This is a genomic window from Micromonospora sp. NPDC047793, from assembly GCF_040642635.1.
Taxonomy (GTDB): domain Bacteria; phylum Actinomycetota; class Actinomycetes; order Mycobacteriales; family Micromonosporaceae; genus Micromonospora.
The window spans coordinates 168853-187251 of sequence record NZ_JBEYSG010000008.1 but is presented as its reverse complement, the minus strand read 5'-3'; the positions used below and the strand labels follow the sequence as shown (position 1 = coordinate 187251).

General features: G+C 71.0%; 20 protein-coding genes. 5 read left to right on the top strand and 15 right to left on the bottom strand.

The genetic code is table 11. The features are described from left to right. Window positions 1-79: 79 nt before the first annotated feature. A complete protein-coding gene (locus tag ABZ738_RS18265) occupies window positions 80-1018 on the top strand; it encodes a DUF368 domain-containing protein (protein WP_176092243.1) in 939 nt (312 codons plus the stop codon). 51 nt (window positions 1019-1069) lie between these two features. On the opposite strand, the gene ABZ738_RS18260 is transcribed toward ABZ738_RS18265, so the two are convergent. The 9 genes from ABZ738_RS18260 to clpB form a co-directional block, all read right to left on the bottom strand. Next, entirely contained in the window at window positions 1070-1447 is a 378-nt protein-coding gene (locus tag ABZ738_RS18260) for a metalloregulator ArsR/SmtB family transcription factor (RefSeq protein ID WP_007454255.1), read from the bottom strand. Window positions 1448-1504: 57 nt separating this feature from the next. Beyond that, window positions 1505-2035 (bottom strand): orotate phosphoribosyltransferase, encoded by a 531-nt coding sequence (locus tag ABZ738_RS18255; protein WP_131055681.1) that lies wholly within the window; start codon window positions 2033-2035, stop codon window positions 1505-1507. Window positions 2036-2204: 169 nt separating this feature from the next. Continuing rightward, window positions 2205-3014 (bottom strand): SDR family oxidoreductase, encoded by an 810-nt coding sequence (locus tag ABZ738_RS18250; RefSeq protein ID WP_357214540.1) that lies wholly within the window; start codon window positions 3012-3014, stop codon window positions 2205-2207. Between the two features lie 8 nt (window positions 3015-3022). Then, window positions 3023-3709, bottom strand: coding sequence for a hypothetical protein (locus ABZ738_RS18245; RefSeq protein ID WP_131055685.1), 687 nt, complete (start codon window positions 3707-3709; stop codon window positions 3023-3025). A 90-nt stretch (window positions 3710-3799) separates the two neighbouring features. Beyond that, window positions 3800-4633, bottom strand: a complete 834-nt coding sequence (locus tag ABZ738_RS18240) for a hypothetical protein (protein WP_131055687.1) — start codon at window positions 4631-4633, stop codon at window positions 3800-3802. Window positions 4634-4848: 215 nt separating this feature from the next. Beyond that, on the bottom strand, window positions 4849-5442 hold the full coding sequence (locus tag ABZ738_RS18235; protein ID WP_176092242.1) for a DUF4178 domain-containing protein: 594 nt from the start codon (window positions 5440-5442) through the stop codon (window positions 4849-4851). Window positions 5443-5513: 71 nt separating this feature from the next. Beyond that, window positions 5514-6590 carry a hypothetical protein gene (locus ABZ738_RS18230; protein WP_357214535.1) on the bottom strand — a complete coding sequence of 359 codons (1077 nt, stop codon included), beginning with the start codon at window positions 6588-6590 and terminating at the stop codon, window positions 5514-5516. A gap of 69 nt (window positions 6591-6659) precedes the next feature. Next, a complete protein-coding gene (locus ABZ738_RS18225; RefSeq protein ID WP_357214532.1) occupies window positions 6660-7040 on the bottom strand; it encodes a hypothetical protein in 381 nt (126 codons plus the stop codon). Window positions 7041-7119: 79 nt separating this feature from the next. Continuing rightward, window positions 7120-9711 carry an ATP-dependent chaperone ClpB gene (gene clpB / locus ABZ738_RS18220; RefSeq protein ID WP_176092240.1) on the bottom strand — a complete coding sequence of 864 codons (2592 nt, stop codon included), beginning with the start codon at window positions 9709-9711 and terminating at the stop codon, window positions 7120-7122. A gap of 95 nt (window positions 9712-9806) precedes the next feature. Between clpB and ABZ738_RS18215 the strand changes: the two genes are divergently transcribed. Beyond that, complete coding sequence (locus ABZ738_RS18215) at window positions 9807-10112, top strand: GntR family transcriptional regulator (protein ID WP_236145908.1); 306 nt, start codon at window positions 9807-9809, stop codon at window positions 10110-10112. Here ABZ738_RS18215 and ABZ738_RS18210 read toward each other — a convergent pair. After that, window positions 10066-11181 (bottom strand): hypothetical protein, encoded by a 1116-nt coding sequence (locus ABZ738_RS18210; protein ID WP_131055113.1) that lies wholly within the window; start codon window positions 11179-11181, stop codon window positions 10066-10068. The two genes, ABZ738_RS18215 and ABZ738_RS18210, sit on opposite strands and share 47 nt — an antisense overlap. A gap of 31 nt (window positions 11182-11212) precedes the next feature. Here ABZ738_RS18210 and ABZ738_RS18205 point away from each other — a divergent pair, with 31 nt between their 5' ends. The 3 genes from ABZ738_RS18205 to ABZ738_RS18195 all read left to right on the top strand — a co-directional run bounded on the left by ABZ738_RS18205 (window position 11213) and on the right by ABZ738_RS18195 (window position 13197). Continuing rightward, window positions 11213-11365 (top strand): hypothetical protein, encoded by a 153-nt coding sequence (locus tag ABZ738_RS18205; RefSeq protein ID WP_236145907.1) that lies wholly within the window; start codon window positions 11213-11215, stop codon window positions 11363-11365. A gap of 7 nt (window positions 11366-11372) precedes the next feature. Then, the gene (locus tag ABZ738_RS18200) at window positions 11373-12560 is read left to right on the top strand and encodes a cation:proton antiporter (RefSeq protein ID WP_131055111.1); all 1188 of its coding nucleotides are present in this window, start codon (window positions 11373-11375) and stop codon (window positions 12558-12560) included. Window positions 12561-12768: 208 nt separating this feature from the next. Next, window positions 12769-13197 carry a hypothetical protein gene (locus ABZ738_RS18195; RefSeq protein WP_131055109.1) on the top strand — a complete coding sequence of 143 codons (429 nt, stop codon included), beginning with the start codon at window positions 12769-12771 and terminating at the stop codon, window positions 13195-13197. 269 nt (window positions 13198-13466) lie between these two features. On the opposite strand, the gene ABZ738_RS18190 is transcribed toward ABZ738_RS18195, so the two are convergent. The 5 genes from ABZ738_RS18190 to dnaK all read right to left on the bottom strand — a co-directional run bounded on the left by ABZ738_RS18190 (window position 13467) and on the right by dnaK (window position 18361). Beyond that, complete coding sequence (locus tag ABZ738_RS18190) at window positions 13467-13739, bottom strand: hypothetical protein (RefSeq protein ID WP_131055107.1); 273 nt, start codon at window positions 13737-13739, stop codon at window positions 13467-13469. Window positions 13740-13919: 180 nt separating this feature from the next. Then, entirely contained in the window at window positions 13920-14357 is a 438-nt protein-coding gene (locus tag ABZ738_RS18185; RefSeq protein ID WP_131055105.1) for a MerR family transcriptional regulator, read from the bottom strand. 28 nt (window positions 14358-14385) lie between these two features. Further along, entirely contained in the window at window positions 14386-15564 is a 1179-nt protein-coding gene (gene dnaJ / locus ABZ738_RS18180; protein ID WP_131055104.1) for a molecular chaperone DnaJ, read from the bottom strand. 85 nt (window positions 15565-15649) lie between these two features. After that, on the bottom strand, window positions 15650-16411 hold the full coding sequence (gene grpE / locus ABZ738_RS18175) for a nucleotide exchange factor GrpE (protein WP_131055102.1): 762 nt from the start codon (window positions 16409-16411) through the stop codon (window positions 15650-15652). 48 nt (window positions 16412-16459) lie between these two features. Further along, entirely contained in the window at window positions 16460-18361 is a 1902-nt protein-coding gene (gene dnaK, locus ABZ738_RS18170; RefSeq protein WP_357214524.1) for a molecular chaperone DnaK, read from the bottom strand. Between the last annotated feature and the right edge of the window lie 38 nt (window positions 18362-18399).

Here is an 18399-nt window from a genome sequence, read left to right as displayed (position 1 = left end):
TCGCGATCCCGGTAGCCTGGGCGGCCGTGGCGGGCGCCGCTCCGGCGACCGGGCGAGCGAGGCAGGAGACGGATTCTTCATGGCATTGGGCGAACGGGTAGGCCATGTCCTACGCGGTGGGGCCATCGGGGTGGCGGAAGCCGTGCCAGGGGTCAGCGGTGGCACCATCGCGCTGGTCACCGGGGTGTACGAACGGCTGATCGTGTCCGCCGGTCACGTGGTGAACGCCGTCCGGTACGCGACGTCGGACGTACCGCGTGGACGTGGCTGGACGCGGGCGGGACACCAGATGCGGCAGGCCCACTGGGACGTGGTGATCCCGTTGATGATCGGGATGGTGCCCGGCCTGCTGCTCGCCGCGAAGCTGCTGGAGCCGTTACTGACCGGCTACCCCGAGCACACCCGTGGCCTCTTCCTCGGCCTGGTGCTCGCCTCGGTGCTGGTGCCGGTCTCGATGGTCGGCAAGCCATGGCGCGCCCGAGAGGTGGTGGCCCTGGTGGTCGCCGTGGCGGTCACGTTCACGCTCACCGGCCTACCGCAGGCCACCCTCGAACCGCACCCGCTGATCCTGCTGATCGTGGCGGCGTTCGCGGTCTGCGCGCTGGTGATGCCCGGTGTCTCCGGATCGTTCCTGCTGCTCACCGTCGGTCTCTACGAACCGACCATCGCCGCCGTCAACGACCGGGACTTCGGCTATCTGGCAATCTTCGCCGCAGGCATGGTCATCGGCCTGGCGCTCTTCGTCAAGCTGCTGCAGTGGCTGCTGGACAAGCACCGTCGGATGACTCTGGCGGTGATGTCCGGCGCCCTGATCGGCAGCCTGCGCTCGCTCTGGCCATGGCAGTCCGAGGACCGGACCCTGCAGGCGCCCGGTGACGGCATCCTGCCCATCACCGCGCTGTTCCTGCTGGGCCTCGCCGTGGTCCTGGCCATGGTGGTAGCCGAGCGACGCCGGGTGAACCGGGCCGCCCGCGCGCTCACCGAGGCGTACGACGACGAGCCGACGCAGGTGCGCTGACGTCCACCGCTTGGTGGCTGCCCGGCTGGGCGGCCACCAAGCGGTTCCGGTTCAGCGAGCCTTCTTGGTGGCCCGCTTCCGCGGCGGAGTCAGCAGGTCGGCGATCGTCGCGATCGCACTCGGCACCAGCCGGTAGTAGGCCCACACACCACGCTTCTCCCGCTCCAGCAAGCCGGCCTCGGTGAGGATACGCAGGTGGTGGCTGACGGTCGGCTGCGAGAGACCGAGCGGTGCGGTCAAATCGCACACGCACGCCTCGCCCTCGGGCGCCGACTGGATCAGGCTGAGCAGCCGCAGCCGGGCGGGGTCGGCAAGGGCCTTGAGGACCCCTGCCAGCCGCTCGGCGTCGGCACGTTCGATCGGCTCGCCGGCAAGCGGCGAGATCTGAGGCATAGTCATTTCGGCCAACGCAGTTCCCACGTATTCCATCCTTCCACCAGCAGCATCGATCCGGCTGCATATCAGCAGATCCGAATCGGCAGACTTTTACGCCACAAGGCCGAGGTCAGCCAACGTATAGGCCGCCCGATAGGGCAATCCGGCGGCTCGCACCGCGTCGCCGGCACCACGATCAACGATAACCGCCACCCCCACCACGTCGGCCCCGGCCTCGCGAAGGGCCTCGACGGCGGTCATCACACTTCCGCCGGTGGTGGAGGTGTCCTCCACCGCCAGCACCCGACGTCCGGTCACGTCGGGGCCTTCGATTCGGCGTTGCAACCCGTGCGCCTTGCCCGCTTTCCGCACCACGAACGCGTCCAACGGACGGCCGGTCGCGTGCAGCATCGACATGGCGATCGGGTCGGCGCCCAATGTCAGGCCACCGACCGCGTCGTACGACCAGTCGGCGGTCAACTCCCGCATCACCCGACCGACCAAGGGGGCCGCCCGGTTATGGAGCGTGATGCGACGCAGATCGACGTACCAGTCGGCCTCCTGCCCGGAGGAGAGCACTACCCGGCCATGGACCACAGCCAGGTCGGAGATGAATTTACGCAGGTCGTCGTGGTCCCCCATGGCGATAGAGGGTACTGCGCAAGTCTGTGTGCCGGGTGGACGGGCCACCCTGGGCAACCCTTCCGGGGGACAGATGAGTGGCGATGTCCGACTACGCTACGTTGACCTGCGGTTCGGATCGAGTGATGCCGCACCCGTCGCCGCCGTACCGGTCGACGACGTGTCGCGGTCAACCGCGATCGCGGCCGATGCGTCCACGGGTGTCACGGGCGACCCGGTCCAGCAACCCGCGCGGGGCGTGCCGCAGACCGGCGACAGCCAGCTTGTACTTCCACGATGGAACGCTGACCAACTTGCCTTTTCGCAGGTCACGCAAGGCTTCTTCGACCACGGCGGACGCGTTGAGCCACAACCACTCGGGAGTTTTCGACATGTCGATGCCGGCTCGCTGGTGGAATTCGGTCCGCGTGTAGCCGGGACAGAGCGCCATCACGCGGACGCCGAAGGGGCGGGCGGACTGGCCGACGGACTCACTGAAGTTCGTGACCCACGCCTTGCTGGCGGAGTACGTCGATCCCGGCATGATCGCACCGAAACCCGCGACGGAAGAGACATTAATCACTGCCCCATCCCGCCGTTCGGTCATCGTGAGCAGCGCAGCGAGTGTCAAACGCATCACCGCGTGCACGTTGAGCCGGAGCAGGCGGGTCTCGTCGTCGAGGCTCGACCTGAGGAACGGTTTGTTCAGACTGATGCCGGCGTTGTTGACCAGAAGCCCGATCGGCGGTGCGGCGGCGAGCCGTCGCTCCACCTCGGCACAGCCGTCGTCGGTGGACAGGTCGGCCGGCAGGATCTCGGTCTCGACGCCGTACCGGCCGGTCAGCTCGGCGGCCTGCGCCGCCAGTCGGTCACCGTCCCGGGCGACCAGCACCAGGTGCCATCCGTCGGCGGCGAGCCGGTCGGCGAAGGCCGCCCCGATTCCCGCGCTCGCCCCGGTGATCAACGCCCATCGCTCGGTGCTCGGCTGGTCGGGCGTCACGGGTCTGTTCACCTCGGTGGGTACGGGGACGACGGCGGCGCCCCGGGCGGCGGATAGGTCTGGTGCGGCGCGACCGGCGGCGGGTACGCGGACGGCGGGTGGTGCGGCGGGTGGGGGTGGTGCGGGGGCACCGGGTGGCGACGGAACCAGGCGTTGGCGGACGGCATCGCCAGCAGTACGGCTACCACAAGGTAACCGAGCACCTGCCCGACCGAAAGGGTGGTAGTGACCGGAATCCACCACGACGGGTAGGCGTCCGCCACCAGAGCGACGAGTTCGGCGGCGGCCTGGTCGTCGCCGAAGTCCAGGGGCGTGGCGCGTTGGATCAGCAGGGCCCCGATGCCGCAGCAACCGAGGAGCGCCCCGAGACCGGCGACCACCCACGTGGACACCCGTGCGGCGGGTCGCCGGCCGGCCAGGCCCACCGCGAGGCCGGCGAGGAGCAGGGCCGCGAGCACGCTCAGCACGGCCGCTCCCACCACCACACCCCGCAGCAGGGTCACCATCGCGTCGACCTGGGCGGAGTCGGCCGACGTGCCGACGGCCGCCGCACGGAACCGGGACACCGTGCCGCCGACGGCACTCAGGCCGGTCACGGCGTACCCGAACGCACCCACCGCCATCACGACCAGCACCACCACGGCCGTCACGACCACGGCCGGCCGGCGGGGCGGCGCCTGTTCGGGGTACGACACGACGAGTCCCTCCGGTAGGTGTTCGGGTTGCAACCTACTCGGAGGGACCGTCGCAGTCGCGCCTAACTCACCGGCGGTCGGTTCGACCGATCAGTTCGGCCGGTCGGTCGGCGGCTGGTCGCCGGGCTGGCCCGGACCGCCGTACTGGGGAGGCTGTCCACCCGGACCGTCGCCCGGCCCGCCGGCGGGCGGCTGACCCGGAGTGGGCGGGTAGCCCGGCTCGGCCGACTGCGGCGAGGTGCCCGGGTAGCCCGGCTCGCCGGACTGCGGCGAGGTGCCCGGGTAGCCCGGTGCCTGCGGGTAGCCGGGCTGGCTCGGGTAGCTGCCGCCGGGCATCGGCGGCTCCCACTGCTGGGTCGGCTTGCGGAAGAACTCGTTCGCCTTCGGCAGTGCCAGCAGGATCAGCGCGGCCAGGAGCGCGAGCAGGCTGATCACACCGAGCAGGAGGCTGACCGGGGTGACCCAGCCGGGCAGCGCCTCCTCCAGCCGGCGCTGGACCTCCTCGGTGCTCGGCATGTCGCCGCTGGTCTCGGCACCGGGCGTGGTGAGGCCGCCGGCCAGCCCGCTGAGCAGACTGAAACCGGTGCAGCAGAGCATGATGCCGCCGACCACCCAGGTGGCGATCCGGGCGCCGTTCTTGCCACGCAGGTTCAGCAGGCCCAGGCCGAACAGCGCGAGCGCCACGACGAGAAGGAAGATTGCGGTGGCGACGCCGAGGACGACGGTGAAGTCGCCGAGGCTCTCCGCTCCTTCGACCGTGGAATCGCGGTACGCCTCGTCCATCACCTCACGGACGGTGCCGATCGTGGCCAGCGACACGACCACACTGATCAGTTGGCAGATCGCGAAGAGCAACAGCAAGTAGGTGGATATCGTCACCACACCCGGCCGCTGCCGGGCCGGGGTGTTTTTCGGGTCGACCATCTTTCTCCCTCCCTGGAACGCGACTCACCGTATCGGCAACAGGCCAACCCGGCACGACACGACGCCGTCTGGACGGCGCGTCCTCCTCCGCAACGCCAGGATCGGCGCTGAGCAGGTGAGCGGACGCACCAGCCGCCCGGCTCGGGAGCGGTGTACCCAGATCCGCCCTCGGTGATGTCGGCGCGGGTCGCTGTCGAGCCGAACCGGTGTCGCTCTCACGATCCGCGTCCCTGCGGGTGCACCGTCACGTCGCCCTCATCCAGCCGGCGGCCCAGCGCGACCTCCCAGCCCGCCTCGCCGTACGCCTCGAAGGTGAGCCGCGCCCCGCCCGGTGCCCGGTAGTCGTGGTACCGCATCGTCCCGGTCGGGGGGAGCCCGGTCAGCCCGGTCGCGGTGTACCGGGCCTGGCCGGACTCGTGCCAGTCGTACCGTCGCCCGGCGACATCGACCGCCGGGACACCGACGGTCCGCACCCTTCCCGGCTGTGGCTCCCAGAGCACCAGCGCGAACTCCGGGCTCTCGGCGACCGACAGGCGAGGACGCCCGCTGTCGTCGTCGAGCAGGTGCTCGGCCCAACTCCACTCGCCCTCGACCAGCCGGATCGATCCGCGTACCCGGTACGACAGGTCACCGATCTCGACGATGTCACCGACCTCGATGCGACGCGGGTCCGTCGACGGCCCGGCCGCGACGCGCCGACCGGGCGCGGTCGTCGGCCGGCCCCGCCGCCGCGCCACGAGCACGACGACGGCCAGCCCGGCCAGCAGACACCCGAGCGCGATCACCAGGTACGCCGTCACGTCGTCCACCCGTCACCTCCCCAGGTATTTCGGTGACGACGGTAGCCGTGACCGGCGCGGGTTAAGCCGTCGCCGGTCGACTATCGTCCGTTCCCGCCCGGATCCGGGGCCGATCGGTCGCCCTGGCCGGTTTCACCCGGGTCATCGTCCGACGGCGGTGGTTGCTCACCCGACGACGCAGGTGGTTCGCCTGCCGGTGCGGGCTGCCCAGTCGGCACGGGATAACCGGGCGGGACGGGATAACCGGGCGGCACGGGCATGGGGTAGCCGGGCGGCACGGGGTAGCCGGGCGGCACGGGGTAGCCGGGCGGCACCGGGTAGCCGGGCGGCAGCGGAAAGCTGGGAGGCACGACGTAGCCGGTCGGGACGGGACCGCCGAACGGCGCGGGATGGCCGGGCGGGACCGGATAGCCCGGCGGCAGCGGATAGCCGGGGGCGGGGTAGTAGGGCGTCGGGAGTGGGTAGCCGGCGAGGTAGGCGTTCGGGATGTCGCCTCCGGCGGTCAGCGGCCCGGCCGGCTCGGGCTTCGGCACGAACCAGCGGTTGGCCGGCGGAATCGCCAACATCAGCACGACCACCGCGGTGAGGGTCACCACCGTCAGGACGCCGAGACCGGCCAGCGGGAAGAACACCGTCTCGAAGAGGCGCGGCTCGCCGTACAGCGCCTCGAAGAAGTCCGACTCCTGCCAGAAGTCGTCCGGTGGTGGGCCTTCCTCCATCTCGACCGCCCCGGACGCCGCGAACGCGATGAACGGAACGAAGAAGAAACCGGCGCACGCCTGGAAGAAGCAGAGCAGCAGTTCGGCACCACCGGCCGCGAAGACCATGACCCGGGCGACGTTGCTGCCCCGGCGGACGCCGACCGCGGTCAGCGCCATCCAGAGCCCCAGGGCAAGGGCGGGGATGCCGAGGACCAGCGACATGGTCACGCTGCTGACCCGCTCGGCGCGTACCTCGTCGGGGTCGGCGTCGGGCACCTGGCGCGCCGCCCGGTCGATCGCGGCGTCCCACTGGAACGCCTCGACGACCACCAGCGCGACGAGTCCGAACAGGATCAGCGCGATCGTGAGCTGCAACCAGAAGGCCACGGTGACGGTGCCGGGGCGGGGTGGTCGAGGCGGGGGTACGGCGGCCGGATCTTCGGCGGTCGCGGTCATGGCACGGAGCGTAGGAGGATCAGACAAGATCCGGCAGCACCGATCGGACGGAGCCGACCGGCCGTCGGATCACGAATCGTCGAGTCGTCGGGCGGCGTACTCGCCGACCGTGGTGCGGTCCAGCACGCACCCGACGGCGGTGTCCACCTCCGCCGGATCGGAACGCAGCCTGTTCCAGGCCGTCCGCCCGGCCGCCGCGTCGAGCTGTTCGAGCAGCGTGGCGGCGTACACCCGGGCTGCCGGAGAGCCGGTGGTGAGCAGGCGGTCGAGCTGCCCGCGTACCTCGTCGGGGTGGTCGGCCGCGATCGCCGCGACGCGCTGGTATGCCTCGGTCTCCGGCAGCGTCGCGCCCGCGATCCCGACCCCGCCGAAGGCGACGCGGCCGGCGGCGGCCAGGGCCGCGACGGCAGCGGTCAGCTCCGGGTCCTTCCTGCGCCCGATCCCGAACATGTCTCCATCCTCACCCGGACGGCCCGCCGCCGCCCGCCGAGACGGGGGCGGCGGGGATCTCCGGCATCGTGGGTACGGGTCAGGCGGTGCTCACCGACAGGCCGTCCTTGGCGTCGGCGAGCTCCACCCGCACCGTGTCGCCGTCGCGGATCTGGCCGGCGAGCAGCGCCTTGGCGAGCTGGTCGCCGATCGCCGACTGGACCAGTCGGCGCAGCGGCCGGGCGCCGTAGATCGGGTCGTACCCGTGCTCGGCCAACCAGCCCCGCGCCGCGTCGGTGACGTCCAGCGAGAGCCGGCGGTCGGCCAGCCGTTTGCGCAGGCGGGCCAACTGGATGTCCACGATGGAGCGCAGGTCGTCGCCCCGGAGTGCGGCGAAGACCACGATGTCGTCGAGCCGGTTGAGGAACTCCGGCTTGAAGTGCGACCGGACCACCGCGAGGACGCCCTCCCGGCGCTGCTCCTCGGCGAGCGTCAGATCACTGATCACCGCCGACCCGAGGTTCGAGGTGAGGATCAGGATCGCGTTGCGGAAGTCGACGGTACGACCCTGACCGTCGGTGAGCCGGCCGTCGTCGAGCACCTGGAGCAGGATGTCGAAGACGTCCGGGTGGGCCTTCTCCACCTCGTCGAGGAGGATCACCGAGTACGGCCGACGACGCACCGCCTCGGTCAGCTGGCCGCCCTCCTCGTAGCCGACGTAGCCGGGCGGAGCGCCGACCAGCCGGGCCACCGAGTGCTTCTCGCCGTACTCGCTCATGTCGATGCGGACCATCGCCCGCTCGTCGTCGAAGAGGAACTCGGCGAGCGCCTTCGCCAGCTCGGTCTTGCCCACCCCGGTCGGGCCGAGGAAGAGGAAGCTGCCGGTCGGGCGGTCCGGGTCGGCGACACCGGCACGGGCACGGCGTACCGCGTCGGAGACCGCGCCCACCGCCTCGGCCTGGCCGACGACCCGCTCGCGCAGCGACTCCTCCATCCGGAGCAGCTTGGCGGTCTCGCCCTCCAGCAGGCGGCCGGCGGGGATGCCGGTCCAGGAGGCGACGACCGCCGCGATGTCGTCCGCGCCGACCTCCTCCTTGAGCATCGCGCCCGCGGACTGCAACCGGGCCAGTTCCTCCTCGGCCTTCGTCAGCTCGGTCTGGAGCGCCGGGATGCGGCCGTAGCGCAGCTCGGCGGCGCGTTCCAACTCGCCGTCGCGCTCGGCCCGCTCCGCCTCACCACCCAACCGCTCCAACTCCTCCTTGGCGGTGGAGAGCTTGGTGATGTGGCTCTTCTCCAGGTGCCAGCGCTCGGAGAGCACGGTGAGCTGCTCACGCTTGTCGGCCAGTTCCTTGCGCAGCCGTTCCAGGCGTACGGCGGAGGCGGCGTCCGGCTCCTTGGCCAGCGCCATCTCCTCGATCTCCAGCCGGCGTACCGCCCGCTCGATCTCGTCCACCTCGACCGGCCGGGAGTCGATCTCCATCCGGAGCCGGGACGCCGACTCGTCGACCAGGTCGATCGCCTTGTCCGGCAGGAAGCGGTCGGTGATGTACCGGTCGGAGAGCGCGGCGGCGGCGACCAGGGCGGCGTCGGTGATGCGTACGCCGTGGTGGACCTCGTAGCGCTCCTTGAGCCCCCGCAGGATGCCGATGGTGTCCTCGACGGTGGGTTCGCCGACCAGCACCGGCTGGAAGCGCCGCTCCAGGGCCGGGTCCTTCTCGATGTGCTCGCGGTACTCGTCCAGCGTGGTCGCGCCGACCATGCGCAGCTCGCCCCGGGCCAGCATCGGCTTGAGCATGTTGCCGGCGTCCATCGAGCCCTCGCCCTTGCCCGCGCCGACCACCGTGTGCAGTTCGTCGAGGAACGTGATGACCTGGCCGTCGGAGTTCTTGATCTCCTCCAGGACGGACTTGAGGCGCTCCTCGAACTGACCCCGGTACTGCGCACCGGCGACCATCGCACCGAGGTCGAGCGAGACGAGCTTCTTGTCCCGCAGCGACTCGGGCACGTCACCGGCGACGATCCGCTGGGCCAGGCCCTCGACGATGGCGGTCTTGCCGACACCGGGCTCGCCGATCAGCACCGGGTTGTTCTTGGTACGCCGGGACAGCACCTGGATCACCCGGCGGATCTCGGAGTCCCGCCCGATCACCGGGTCGATCTTGCCGTCCCGCGCGCTCGCGGTCAGGTCGACGCCGTACTTGGCCAACGCCTGGTAGGTCTGCTCCGGGTCGGCCGTGGTGACCCGACGGTCCCCACCGCGCACGGTCGGGAACGCGGCGACCAGCGTCTCCTCGGTGGCGCCGGCCGACGTGAGCGCACCGGAGACGGCACCGCCGACCCGGGCCAGCCCGGCCAGCAGGTGTTCGGTGGAGGTGTACTCGTCGCCGAGCGGCCGGGCGATCTGCTCGGCGGCACCGATGGCGTTGACGAACTCGCGGGCCAGGGTGGGCTCCGCGATGCTGGAGCCGCGCGCGGCGGGCAGCGCGTCGACCGCACGCTGGGCGGCCCGGCGCAGCTCGGCGGGGTCGGCCCCGACGGCGCGCAGCAGGCCGGCAGCGGTCGAGCCCTCGGTGTCCAGCAGCGACAGCAGCAGGTGCCACGGCTCCACGGTGGCGTGCCCGCGCTGGTTGGCCAGGGCGACGGCACCGGTGATGGTCTCGCGGCTCTTGGTGGTGAGGCGTTCGGTGTTCATGGGCTCCCCTGGATCGGTGTGTCCACTGGTACCGACAGAACCAGAGTTGAGCCTATTCCACTCAACCTCAGAGGTGTGACATCCGACACTCCTTCGTGCGGTGGACACCGGGCGCTGCTCACGTCCTGATCCTCCGCCACTGGTCAACGTGTGCCGGGAGCCCTGTCGAGCTGAACCGCCTGTGCTGTCAACGCGGCAGACGGGCCGCACAGGGGCAGTCAGGTGAGTGGCCGCCCGGCACGAAGCTGCCGAGCAGAGCCCAGCTCTGCAAGGAGTACGGCGTCTCGGACACCGTCGTCGGCAAGGCCATGATGATCCTGCGCGCGACCGGACTCACCGAGACTCTGGAGCGGATCACTCCGTCTCGATGGTCACCGCAGTCCAGACCTGGTCGCCGATGAAGCCCGTGCCGAGCAGGACGCCCTCAGGCCCTGTGGCGAAGGCCGTGCCGTCGGGGAGTATCCGCAGGTGATGTCTGTCGGTCAGCGGCCAGGGCAGGTCTACGTACTGGCCACCGACCAGCGCGCCCGCACCTCGCGGGCTGACCACCGCCACCACTCCGTCGCTCAGCGGGACGGCCTGCCCCGTCCCCGGATGCCCCTCGGCAGGCACCCTCTCCCAGGCGGGACCATGCCGCCACACCGCCGGAAACCCGGTGCGATCGGGCCGCTCGCCGACCAGCCACAGCTCACTCTGTACGCGCACCACCCGGAGCACACCCACTGCACCGTCGAACTCCACCGGGGTCGGCCGCCAACTCCGTCCCTCGTCGAGGGAGAGCGCCGCGTACGTTCGGCCGTCGTCGTCCACTCCGGCTGCCACCACCGGACCACGGTGCTCCCCGTCCGGACCCAAGATCCGCCAGTCACTCTCCAACACCGATTGCACCACCGGCAGCTTCGGCTGGACCGGCAGCGGGCGGAGCGTGCGTCCCGTCCAGCGGCCCACCTTTCCCGAACTCTCGATGAGCTGGAAGCGTCCCTGGGCCGCCTGCCACTCCCGGGGCGGGGCCTCACCGGGGGTGTGTCGGAAGGTGTCTCCGCGATCGGTGGACGTCCACCATCCGTGTGGCGAAGCGTGCAGGACCAGGATCCCTTCGGCGGTGTAGAGCTGCTGGACGTCGCCGTCCCGCTGCTGGGTGGTGTCCGGCTGCGGGTGGCGCAGTTGCTGCCAGGAGCGGCCACCGTCCCGGGTCGACCAGAGCAGGGCCGGGCAGTCCGGAGCGGTCGTCTGGTCGTCGCAGGAGGCGAAGAGGGCGTAGCCGTTCTCGGCGTCGACGAACTCGATCTGCGGCGGGGCGTACCGCTGCGGGACGGCCAAGCGGGTGGTGCGGGTCTCCGCGACCGGCGCGGGGGTGGCGGTGACCTGCGGCGGTTCGGGGGCGCTGCGCCGGATGTCGCCGATCGAGCATCCCGCCAGCAGCGTGAACAGCGGGAGAACTGCCAGGCAACGAGTTCGTCGGGCGGTCATACGGCCTCCGTCGCGAGAGTAGCCTGAGCCCGTGCGAGCACGCGTCGAGCAGACCGCTCAACCGGGCACCGGCGTACGCCACGACATGATGACGGAACTCGGCCGCTCGTTGGGGGCACCCTCCCGCCGCCGGGACGCCCTCGGCGCGTCCCGGTCGTCCGCCGTACGCGCAGCGGTCGCCTGAGCCTCGGATGCACGACTTCACCACCCTGCTGATCCAGGTCGGCGCGCTGTTGTTCCTGCTCGGGCTACTCGGCCGGCTCGGCCGGCGGATCGGGCTCTCCCCGATCCCGCTGTACCTGCTGGCCGGTCTGGTCCTCGGTCACGGCGGCGTGCTGGAGCTGCACGCCAGCGAGGAGTTCTTCGCGATCGGTGCGGAGATCGGCGTGATCCTGCTGCTGCTGATGCTCGGCCTGGAGTACTCCGCCGACGAACTGGTCGGCAACCTGCGGGCGGCGGCACCGGCAGGGGTGCTCGACGCGGTGCTCAACGCGCTGCCGGGTGCCGCGTTCGCGCTGCTGCTGGGGTGGGGCTGGGTGGCGGCGGTGGTGCTCGGCGGGATCACCTGGATCTCGTCCTCCGGTGTGATCGCCAAGATCCTGTCGGACCTGGGCCGGCTCGGGAACCGGGAGACGCCGGTGGTCCTGTCGGTCCTGGTGGTCGAGGACCTCGCGATGGCGTTCTATCTGCCGCTGGTGACCGCGCTGCTGGCCGGGGTCGGGCTGGTCAAGGGTGGGGTCGCTCTCGGCGTCGCCGTCCTGACGGTGGTCGTCGTGCTGGTGGTGGCACTCCGCTACGGCGATCTCGTCTCCCGGGCCATGTCCGCCGACCACCCCGAGTCGCTGCTGCTGGGCGTACTCGGTCTGACCCTGCTGGTCGCGGGCGTCGCCGCGAAACTCCAGGTGTCGGCGGCGGTCGGTGCCTTCCTGGTCGGCATCGCGCTCTCCGGGCCGGTGGCCCACCACGCCACCGAACTGCTGACGCCCCTGCGCGACCTCTTCGCCGCCGTCTTCTTCGTCTTCTTCGGGCTCGCCACCGACCCTCGGCACATCCCGCCGGTGCTGCTGCCCGCGGTACTGCTCGCCCTGGTCACCATGGCGACCAAGACGGCGACCGGTTACCTGGCCGCGAGGCGGGTCGGCATCACCGAACCGGGACGCTGGCGGGCCGGACTGACCCTGACACCCCGGGGGGAGTTCTCCATCGTCATCGCCGGCCTCGCGGTGAGCGCCGGCAGTGTTTCGCCGAAGCTGGCCGCCCTGGCCGCCACGTACGTATTGATCACCGTGGTGACCGGGCCTGTGCTGGCCCGACTGCCCGACGCCACCTGGTTCAGGCGCTGGTCGCGACAACGGGCGGCGACGCAGCAGGCCGGGTAGGCAGCGCCGGATCGACCGTGACCGGTGACGGCACAGGGACTGAAAGTGATCGTCGGCCGTCCGGACCACCCCGGCCAGGCAACCGATGCCGAATTGCTTTCCGTAGGGGCTACCCGTACTCACGGGTACCGCGTTACCGTTTCGCCCCAGCAGCCGGGGTTCGCGGGGGGCGGACGCCTCGGTGCCGACGCGAGCGGAAGGTTGGCCGGTGAGCGTGCAGGAATCAACGTTCCACGGCTTCGCCAACCCCGTCGACCCGAGTCCGGCGGAGTTGCGATCGTGGGCGTACCAGCCCGACTCGGTGCCGTTGACGTCCATGCCACCCGACTGGGACCTGCTCGTCTCCGGCGACCGCCTGATCATGACGTTGTTCGACCTGGCGATGGACGCGCACTGCCCGGCCCGCCGGTTCGCGCTGCACTGCCTCTACATCTATGCCGCCGACGGGATCCGGACGAACTTCCGGGCCCACCCGAAGCGTCGCTTCCGCAAGCTCGTCGACCAGGCCGAGCGCAACGGCGACGAGATGATGCGCACCTGGTCGCACAACAGCCGGGTGCTGCTGTCCCGACCGGAGCTGTTCGTGTACCGCGAGTGGTGCGAAGGCGGGTTGGTGCGCGAGGGGCGGCGGCTTTAGCTGCTTGCTGTGGGGGGTGCGGCCCTACCGTTGCTGTGGGGGTGTGGCCTACCGTGCCCGGCTCCGGGCGGTCAGGCTTGATCCCTGCGCCGGGCACGGTAGGGCCACACCTGATGCCGTCGCCTGCCGACCTCGTGAGGGGTGACGTATCTCGGGGGGCGGGGCGGGGGTGCCCACCTGCGGTAGGCGAGGTGCCGTTACCTGCGGTGGAACGGGAACGGGAACGGGCCGGGAGCCCCCGTGGCTCCCGGCCCGTACGTTGTGGCCCCTCAGCGGGGCGGGCCGCCGTGCTCGCGGCGGTGCTGGTCGGTCCGTACCCGACCGGCGCCGTGACCGGCTCGGCCCTGACCTGGGCCGGCGGACCGACCGCCCGACGGGGCGGGTCCGGTGGACCGGCCGCTCCGGCCGCTGAACCGGCCGCTGCGGATCTGATCGGCGAACCGCCCCTTGGTGATCCGGTCGAAGCGCCGTTGGACGTTCTCGGCCAACCGGTCGAGCCGGCGTTCCGCCTGCTCGGCCACCTGCTTCGCCTCGTCCGTCATGGCTCCCCCTGCCAGCGCCGAAGTCCGGATTGAGTTGTTTGGACCTGATTTCAGGGTAACGGAGACGGGCCGGGGACGGGGCGGAATCCGCAGGGTGCGGACCGCGAACGCGATGCCGCCCCGACGCAGACACGAGACGGCCCCGGCACGGTTGTCACCGCACCGGGGCCGTCTCGATCGTCAGCGGCCGGGGCTGCGTCGGGGACGCCAGACCACCAGGGCCGTGGAGGTCTGGTTGGTCGGCACCAGGTCGCGCCCGGGGAAGCGGGCCAGCGACTCCAGCTCGGCCAACCGGCGGTACGCGGCCTCCAGCTCGGCCTCCAACTGGGCGACCCGCTGCTGTGCCTGCTCGAACAGCCGCTCCAAGCCGATGATCCGCTTGATCCCGGCCAGATTGACACCGTCGTCCTGGCTGAGCCGCTGCACCTCGCGCAGCAGGACCACGTCCCGCACGCTGTAGCGGCGACCGCCACCGGCCGCCCGTCCGGCCTGCACCAGGCCGAGCCGGTCGTACTGGCGCAACGTCTGCGGGTGCATCCCCGCCATCCGCGCCGCGACCGAGATCATGAGCACCTTGGCTTCATAGGTGGGGTCATCCGAACCGACGAACCCGTCCATCCCGTTCACCTCCGCACCGCTACACCCATCATCCGCTCCGACGCACCCGCGCGTCGAGATGTTCTCGCGCCGCCGGCGGGGTCTGTGCGGCGAACGTCTCCAGGGCCGCGCGTGCCTCGTCGGAGACCCGGGCCGGCACCACCACGTCGAGTGTGACGAGAAGGTCCCCGGTCTGCCCGTCCCGGCGGCTCACGCCCTTGCCCCGGGCCCGCAGGATCCGCCCGCTCGGCGTACCTCCGGGCACCCGCAGGGTCACCGCGCCGTCGAGCGTCGGCACCCGCAGGTCGGTGCCGAGCACCGCCTCGGTGAAGGTGATCGGCACGGTCAGCGTGAGGTCGTCACCGGAGCGCCCGAACAGCTCGTCCGGACGCACCTTGACGTGCACGAACAGGTCCCCCGCCGGGCCGCCGCGCTCGCCCGGCTCGCCCCGGCCCGCCAGCCGGATCCGCTGCCCGTCGGCCACTCCGGCCGGAAAACGGACGTTGAGCGTACGGGCCTTGGTGACGCCGCCCGTGCCCTGGCACTCCGGGCACTTCTCGTCGACCACGGTCCCGGCGCCCTGGCAGTTGCGGCAGGGCTCGGCGAGGCTGAACGCACCCTGGTTGCGGTGGTTCACCCCGGCGCCGTGGCAGACCTGGCAGGTCCTCGGCACCGTGCCCGGCTTCGCACCGTTGCCGTGACAGGTGTCGCAGACTCCCGGTGCCCGCAGGGTCAGCGGCAGCGTGACCCCTCGGACGGCGTCGTCGAAGTCGAGCGCCACCTCGGTCTCGATGTCGCGACCACGGGCCGGGCCGGTGGCACCGCCACCACCCGCGCCGCCCGAGAAGATCGAGCTGAACAGGTCCGAGATGCCGCCACCGGCGAACCGGCCACCACCGGCCGACTGCGCGTTGCCGAACAGGTCGGAGACGTCGAACGGCATGCCGCCGGGCTGGCCACCCTGGCGGGCACCGCGCCGGAAGGCGCCCGAGCCGAACAGCGAGCGCATCTCGTCGTACTCGCGGCGCTTGGCGTCGTCACCGAGCACCGCGTACGCCTCGGAGACCGACTTGAAGCGCTCCTCGGCCTTGGGGTCGCCGGGGTTGTGGTCCGGGTGCGACTCGCGGGCGAGCTTCCGGTACACCTTCTTGATCTCGTCAGCGGAGGCGGTCTTCGCCACGCCCAGGACCGCGTAGTAGTCCTTCTCGATCCAGTCCTTGGAACTCAACCGTCCACCTCCTCCCCACCTCCGGCTCCGGGCCGTCCCGCCCACCGGAGTTCGGCGGGTGGGACGGCCCGGTCACCGTCGTGCACTATTCCGGGTCGGCGACCGCGACCATCGCGGGTCGCAACAGCCGCTCACCGATCTGGTAGCCCCGACGCATCACCTGCACGCAGGTGGGTTCGGTGACGTCGGCCGAGGTCTGGTGCGCCACGGCCTCGTGCAGCGTCGGGTCGAACGGGTCACCCTGCTCGCCGAACTGGGTCAGCCCGAACTTGCCGAGCGCGGTGGTGAGTTGCTCGGCCACCGAACCGAACGGACCGACCAGGTCGCCGTGTTCCCGGGCCCGGTCCAGGTCGTCCAGGATCGGCAGCAGCGCGGCCAGCACCGAGCCGGTCGCCTGCTCGGTGACCAGAGCACGGTCCCGCTCGACCCGCTTGCGGTAGTTGGCGTACTCGGCGGTGACCCGTTGCAGGTCCCGAGTGCGCTCCTCCAGGTCGGCGCGGAGCGCCTCCACCTCGGCGCCGAGCCCGCGACCGGCCGCCTCGGACGGTTTTCCGACCGGCTTGGCCGGGGAGTCCACCACGGGCGGGCCCTCGGTGGTCGGCTCGCTCAGCGCCTCGGTCTCGACCTCGATCGCGTCGACCACGACCTCGGCGTCCTCGACCAGCCCCTCGGCCGACGTGTCGGAGCCGGCGTCCGCCGCCGTCCCCTCCGGCTCGTGACTCTGGCTGATCTTGCGGTTGTTACGGATGACGACACGCGGCGTCTCGCCGGTGGTCGGCTCGGACGCCGAGCCACCCGGCGCCGACCCGGTGCTGCCCGGGTCGGCGGCTCGTGGCTTCTCCGTCATGCGACTACCTCATCCCTCTGCCCGTGGAGATCGGCTCGGCCAGGACCGTCACTTCTTGTCCTCGTCCACGATCTCCGCGTCGACCACGTCGTCCGCGCCGGGCCGCGCGCCGCCGGCCGGACCGCCGGTGGCGCCGGCACCAGCCGCGCCGGCACCGGCCGCACCCGCGCCCGCACCGGCCGCGCCGCCCGCCTCGCCGCCCTGGGGCTGCTCGGCCTGCTGCGCGTAGAGCAGCGAGCCCGCCTCCTGCGAGACCTGCGCCAGCCGCTCGTGTGCCGACTTGATCTTATCGATGTCGCTGCCACCGAGCGCGCCGCGCAGCTCACCGAGCGCCTCGTTCAGCTTGTCGCGGTTCTCGGCGGGCAGCTTGTCGCCGTTCTCGGCGAGGAACTTCTCGGTCTGCCACTGGAGGGCCTCGGCGACGTTGCGGCTCTCGGCCTCGTCGCGACGGCGCTTGTCCTCCTCGGCGTGCTCCTCGGCGTCCCGGCGCATCCGCTCGATGTCATCCTTCGGCAGCGAGGAGCCGCCGGTGATGGTCATCTTCTGCTCCTTGCCGGTGCCCAGGTCCTTCGCGTGCACGTTGACGATGCCGTTGGCGTCGATGTCGAACGTGACCTCGATCTGCGGCACGCCACGCGGGGCCGGCGGGAGACCGGTCAGCTCGAAGGTGCCGAGCTTCTTGTTGTACGCGGCGATCTCGCGCTCACCCTGGAAGACCTGGATCAGCACCGACGGCTGGTTGTCGTCGGCGGTGGTGAACACCTCGGACCGCTTGGTCGGGATGGTGGTGTTGCGCTCGATCAGCTTGGTGAAGATGCCGCCCTTGGTCTCGATGCCCAGGCTCAGCGGGGTCACGTCGAGCAGCAGGACGTCCTTGACCTCGCCCTTGAGCACACCGGCCTGGAGGGCGGCGCCGACGGCGACGACCTCGTCCGGGTTGACGCCCTTGTTGGGCTCGCGGCCGGTGAGCTGCTTGACCAGGTCGGTCACGGCCGGCATCCGGGTCGAGCCGCCGACCAGGATCACGTGCTCGACGTCCGAGACCTTGATCCCGGCGTCCTTGACGGCCTGCTCGAACGGGCCCTTGCAGCGGTCCAGCAGGTCCTGCGTCATGCGCTGGAACTCGGCCCGGCTGAGCGTGACGTCCAGGTGCAGCGGGCCGGCGGAACCGGCGGTGATGTACGGCAGGTTGATGTTGCTGGTGGTGGCGGCGGACAGCTCGATCTTGGCCTTCTCGGCGGCCTCCTTGAGTCGCTGCAACGCCATCTTGTCCTGCGACAGGTCGATGCCGTGCTCGCCCCGGAAGGTCTTCACCAGGTGGTCGATGATCCGCTGGTCCCAGTCGTCGCCGCCGAGCAGGTTGTCACCGCTGGTCGACTTGACCTCGATGACGCCCTCGGCCAACTCCAGCAGCGACACGTCGAAGGTGCCGCCACCGAGGTCGAAGACCAGGACGGTCTGCTCCTTGGAACCCTTGTCCAGGCCGTACGCCAGGGCGGCCGCGGTCGGCTCGTTCACGATCCGCAGCACGTTGAAGCCGGCGATCTCGCCGGCCTCCTTGGTGGCCTGACGCTGGCCGTCGTTGAAGTACGCCGGGACGGTGATCACCGCGTCGGTGATCTGCTCGCCCAGGTACGCCTCGGCGTCCCGCTTGAGCTTCATCAGCGTCCGGGCCGAGATCTCCTGCGGGGTGTACTTCTTGCCGTCGATGTCGACGGACCAGTTGGTGCCGATCTCCCGCTTGACCGAGCGGATCGTCCGGTCCGGGTTCGTCACCGCCTGGCGCTTGGCCACCTCGCCGACGAGCACCTCGCCGTTGCGGGCGAACGCGACGATCGACGGGGTCGTCCGCGAGCCCTCGGCATTGGCGATGACGGTGGGCTCACCGCCCTCCAGGACGCTGACGCAGGAGTTCGTCGTGCCGAGGTCGATACCGACCGCACGTGCCATCTTCGCTTCCTCGCTTCGTAACGTTGTGCAGGTGACGG

Excerpts from the sequence above, each read along its gene's own strand:
- ABZ738_RS18265 (WP_176092243.1), top strand. The coding sequence starts at position 80 with ATGGCATTGGGCGAACGGGTAGGCCATGTCCTACGCGGTGGGGCCATC.
- ABZ738_RS18260 (WP_007454255.1), bottom strand. The coding sequence starts at position 1,447 with ATGGAATACGTGGGAACTGCGTTGGCCGAAATGACTATGCCTCAGATC.
- ABZ738_RS18255 (WP_131055681.1), bottom strand. The coding sequence starts at position 2,035 with ATGGGGGACCACGACGACCTGCGTAAATTCATCTCCGACCTGGCTGTG.
- ABZ738_RS18240 (WP_131055687.1), bottom strand. The coding sequence starts at position 4,633 with ATGGTCGACCCGAAAAACACCCCGGCCCGGCAGCGGCCGGGTGTGGTG.
- ABZ738_RS18230 (WP_357214535.1), bottom strand. The coding sequence starts at position 6,590 with ATGACCGCGACCGCCGAAGATCCGGCCGCCGTACCCCCGCCTCGACCA.
- ABZ738_RS18225 (WP_357214532.1), bottom strand. The coding sequence starts at position 7,040 with ATGTTCGGGATCGGGCGCAGGAAGGACCCGGAGCTGACCGCTGCCGTC.
- clpB (WP_176092240.1), bottom strand. The coding sequence starts at position 9,711 with ATGAACACCGAACGCCTCACCACCAAGAGCCGCGAGACCATCACCGGT.
- ABZ738_RS18210 (WP_131055113.1), bottom strand. The coding sequence starts at position 11,181 with ATGACCGCCCGACGAACTCGTTGCCTGGCAGTTCTCCCGCTGTTCACG.
- ABZ738_RS18200 (WP_131055111.1), top strand. The coding sequence starts at position 11,373 with ATGCACGACTTCACCACCCTGCTGATCCAGGTCGGCGCGCTGTTGTTC.
- ABZ738_RS18190 (WP_131055107.1), bottom strand. The coding sequence starts at position 13,739 with ATGACGGACGAGGCGAAGCAGGTGGCCGAGCAGGCGGAACGCCGGCTC.
- ABZ738_RS18185 (WP_131055105.1), bottom strand. The coding sequence starts at position 14,357 with ATGGACGGGTTCGTCGGTTCGGATGACCCCACCTATGAAGCCAAGGTG.
- grpE (WP_131055102.1), bottom strand. The coding sequence starts at position 16,411 with ATGACGGAGAAGCCACGAGCCGCCGACCCGGGCAGCACCGGGTCGGCG.
- dnaK (WP_357214524.1), bottom strand. The coding sequence starts at position 18,361 with ATGGCACGTGCGGTCGGTATCGACCTCGGCACGACGAACTCCTGCGTC.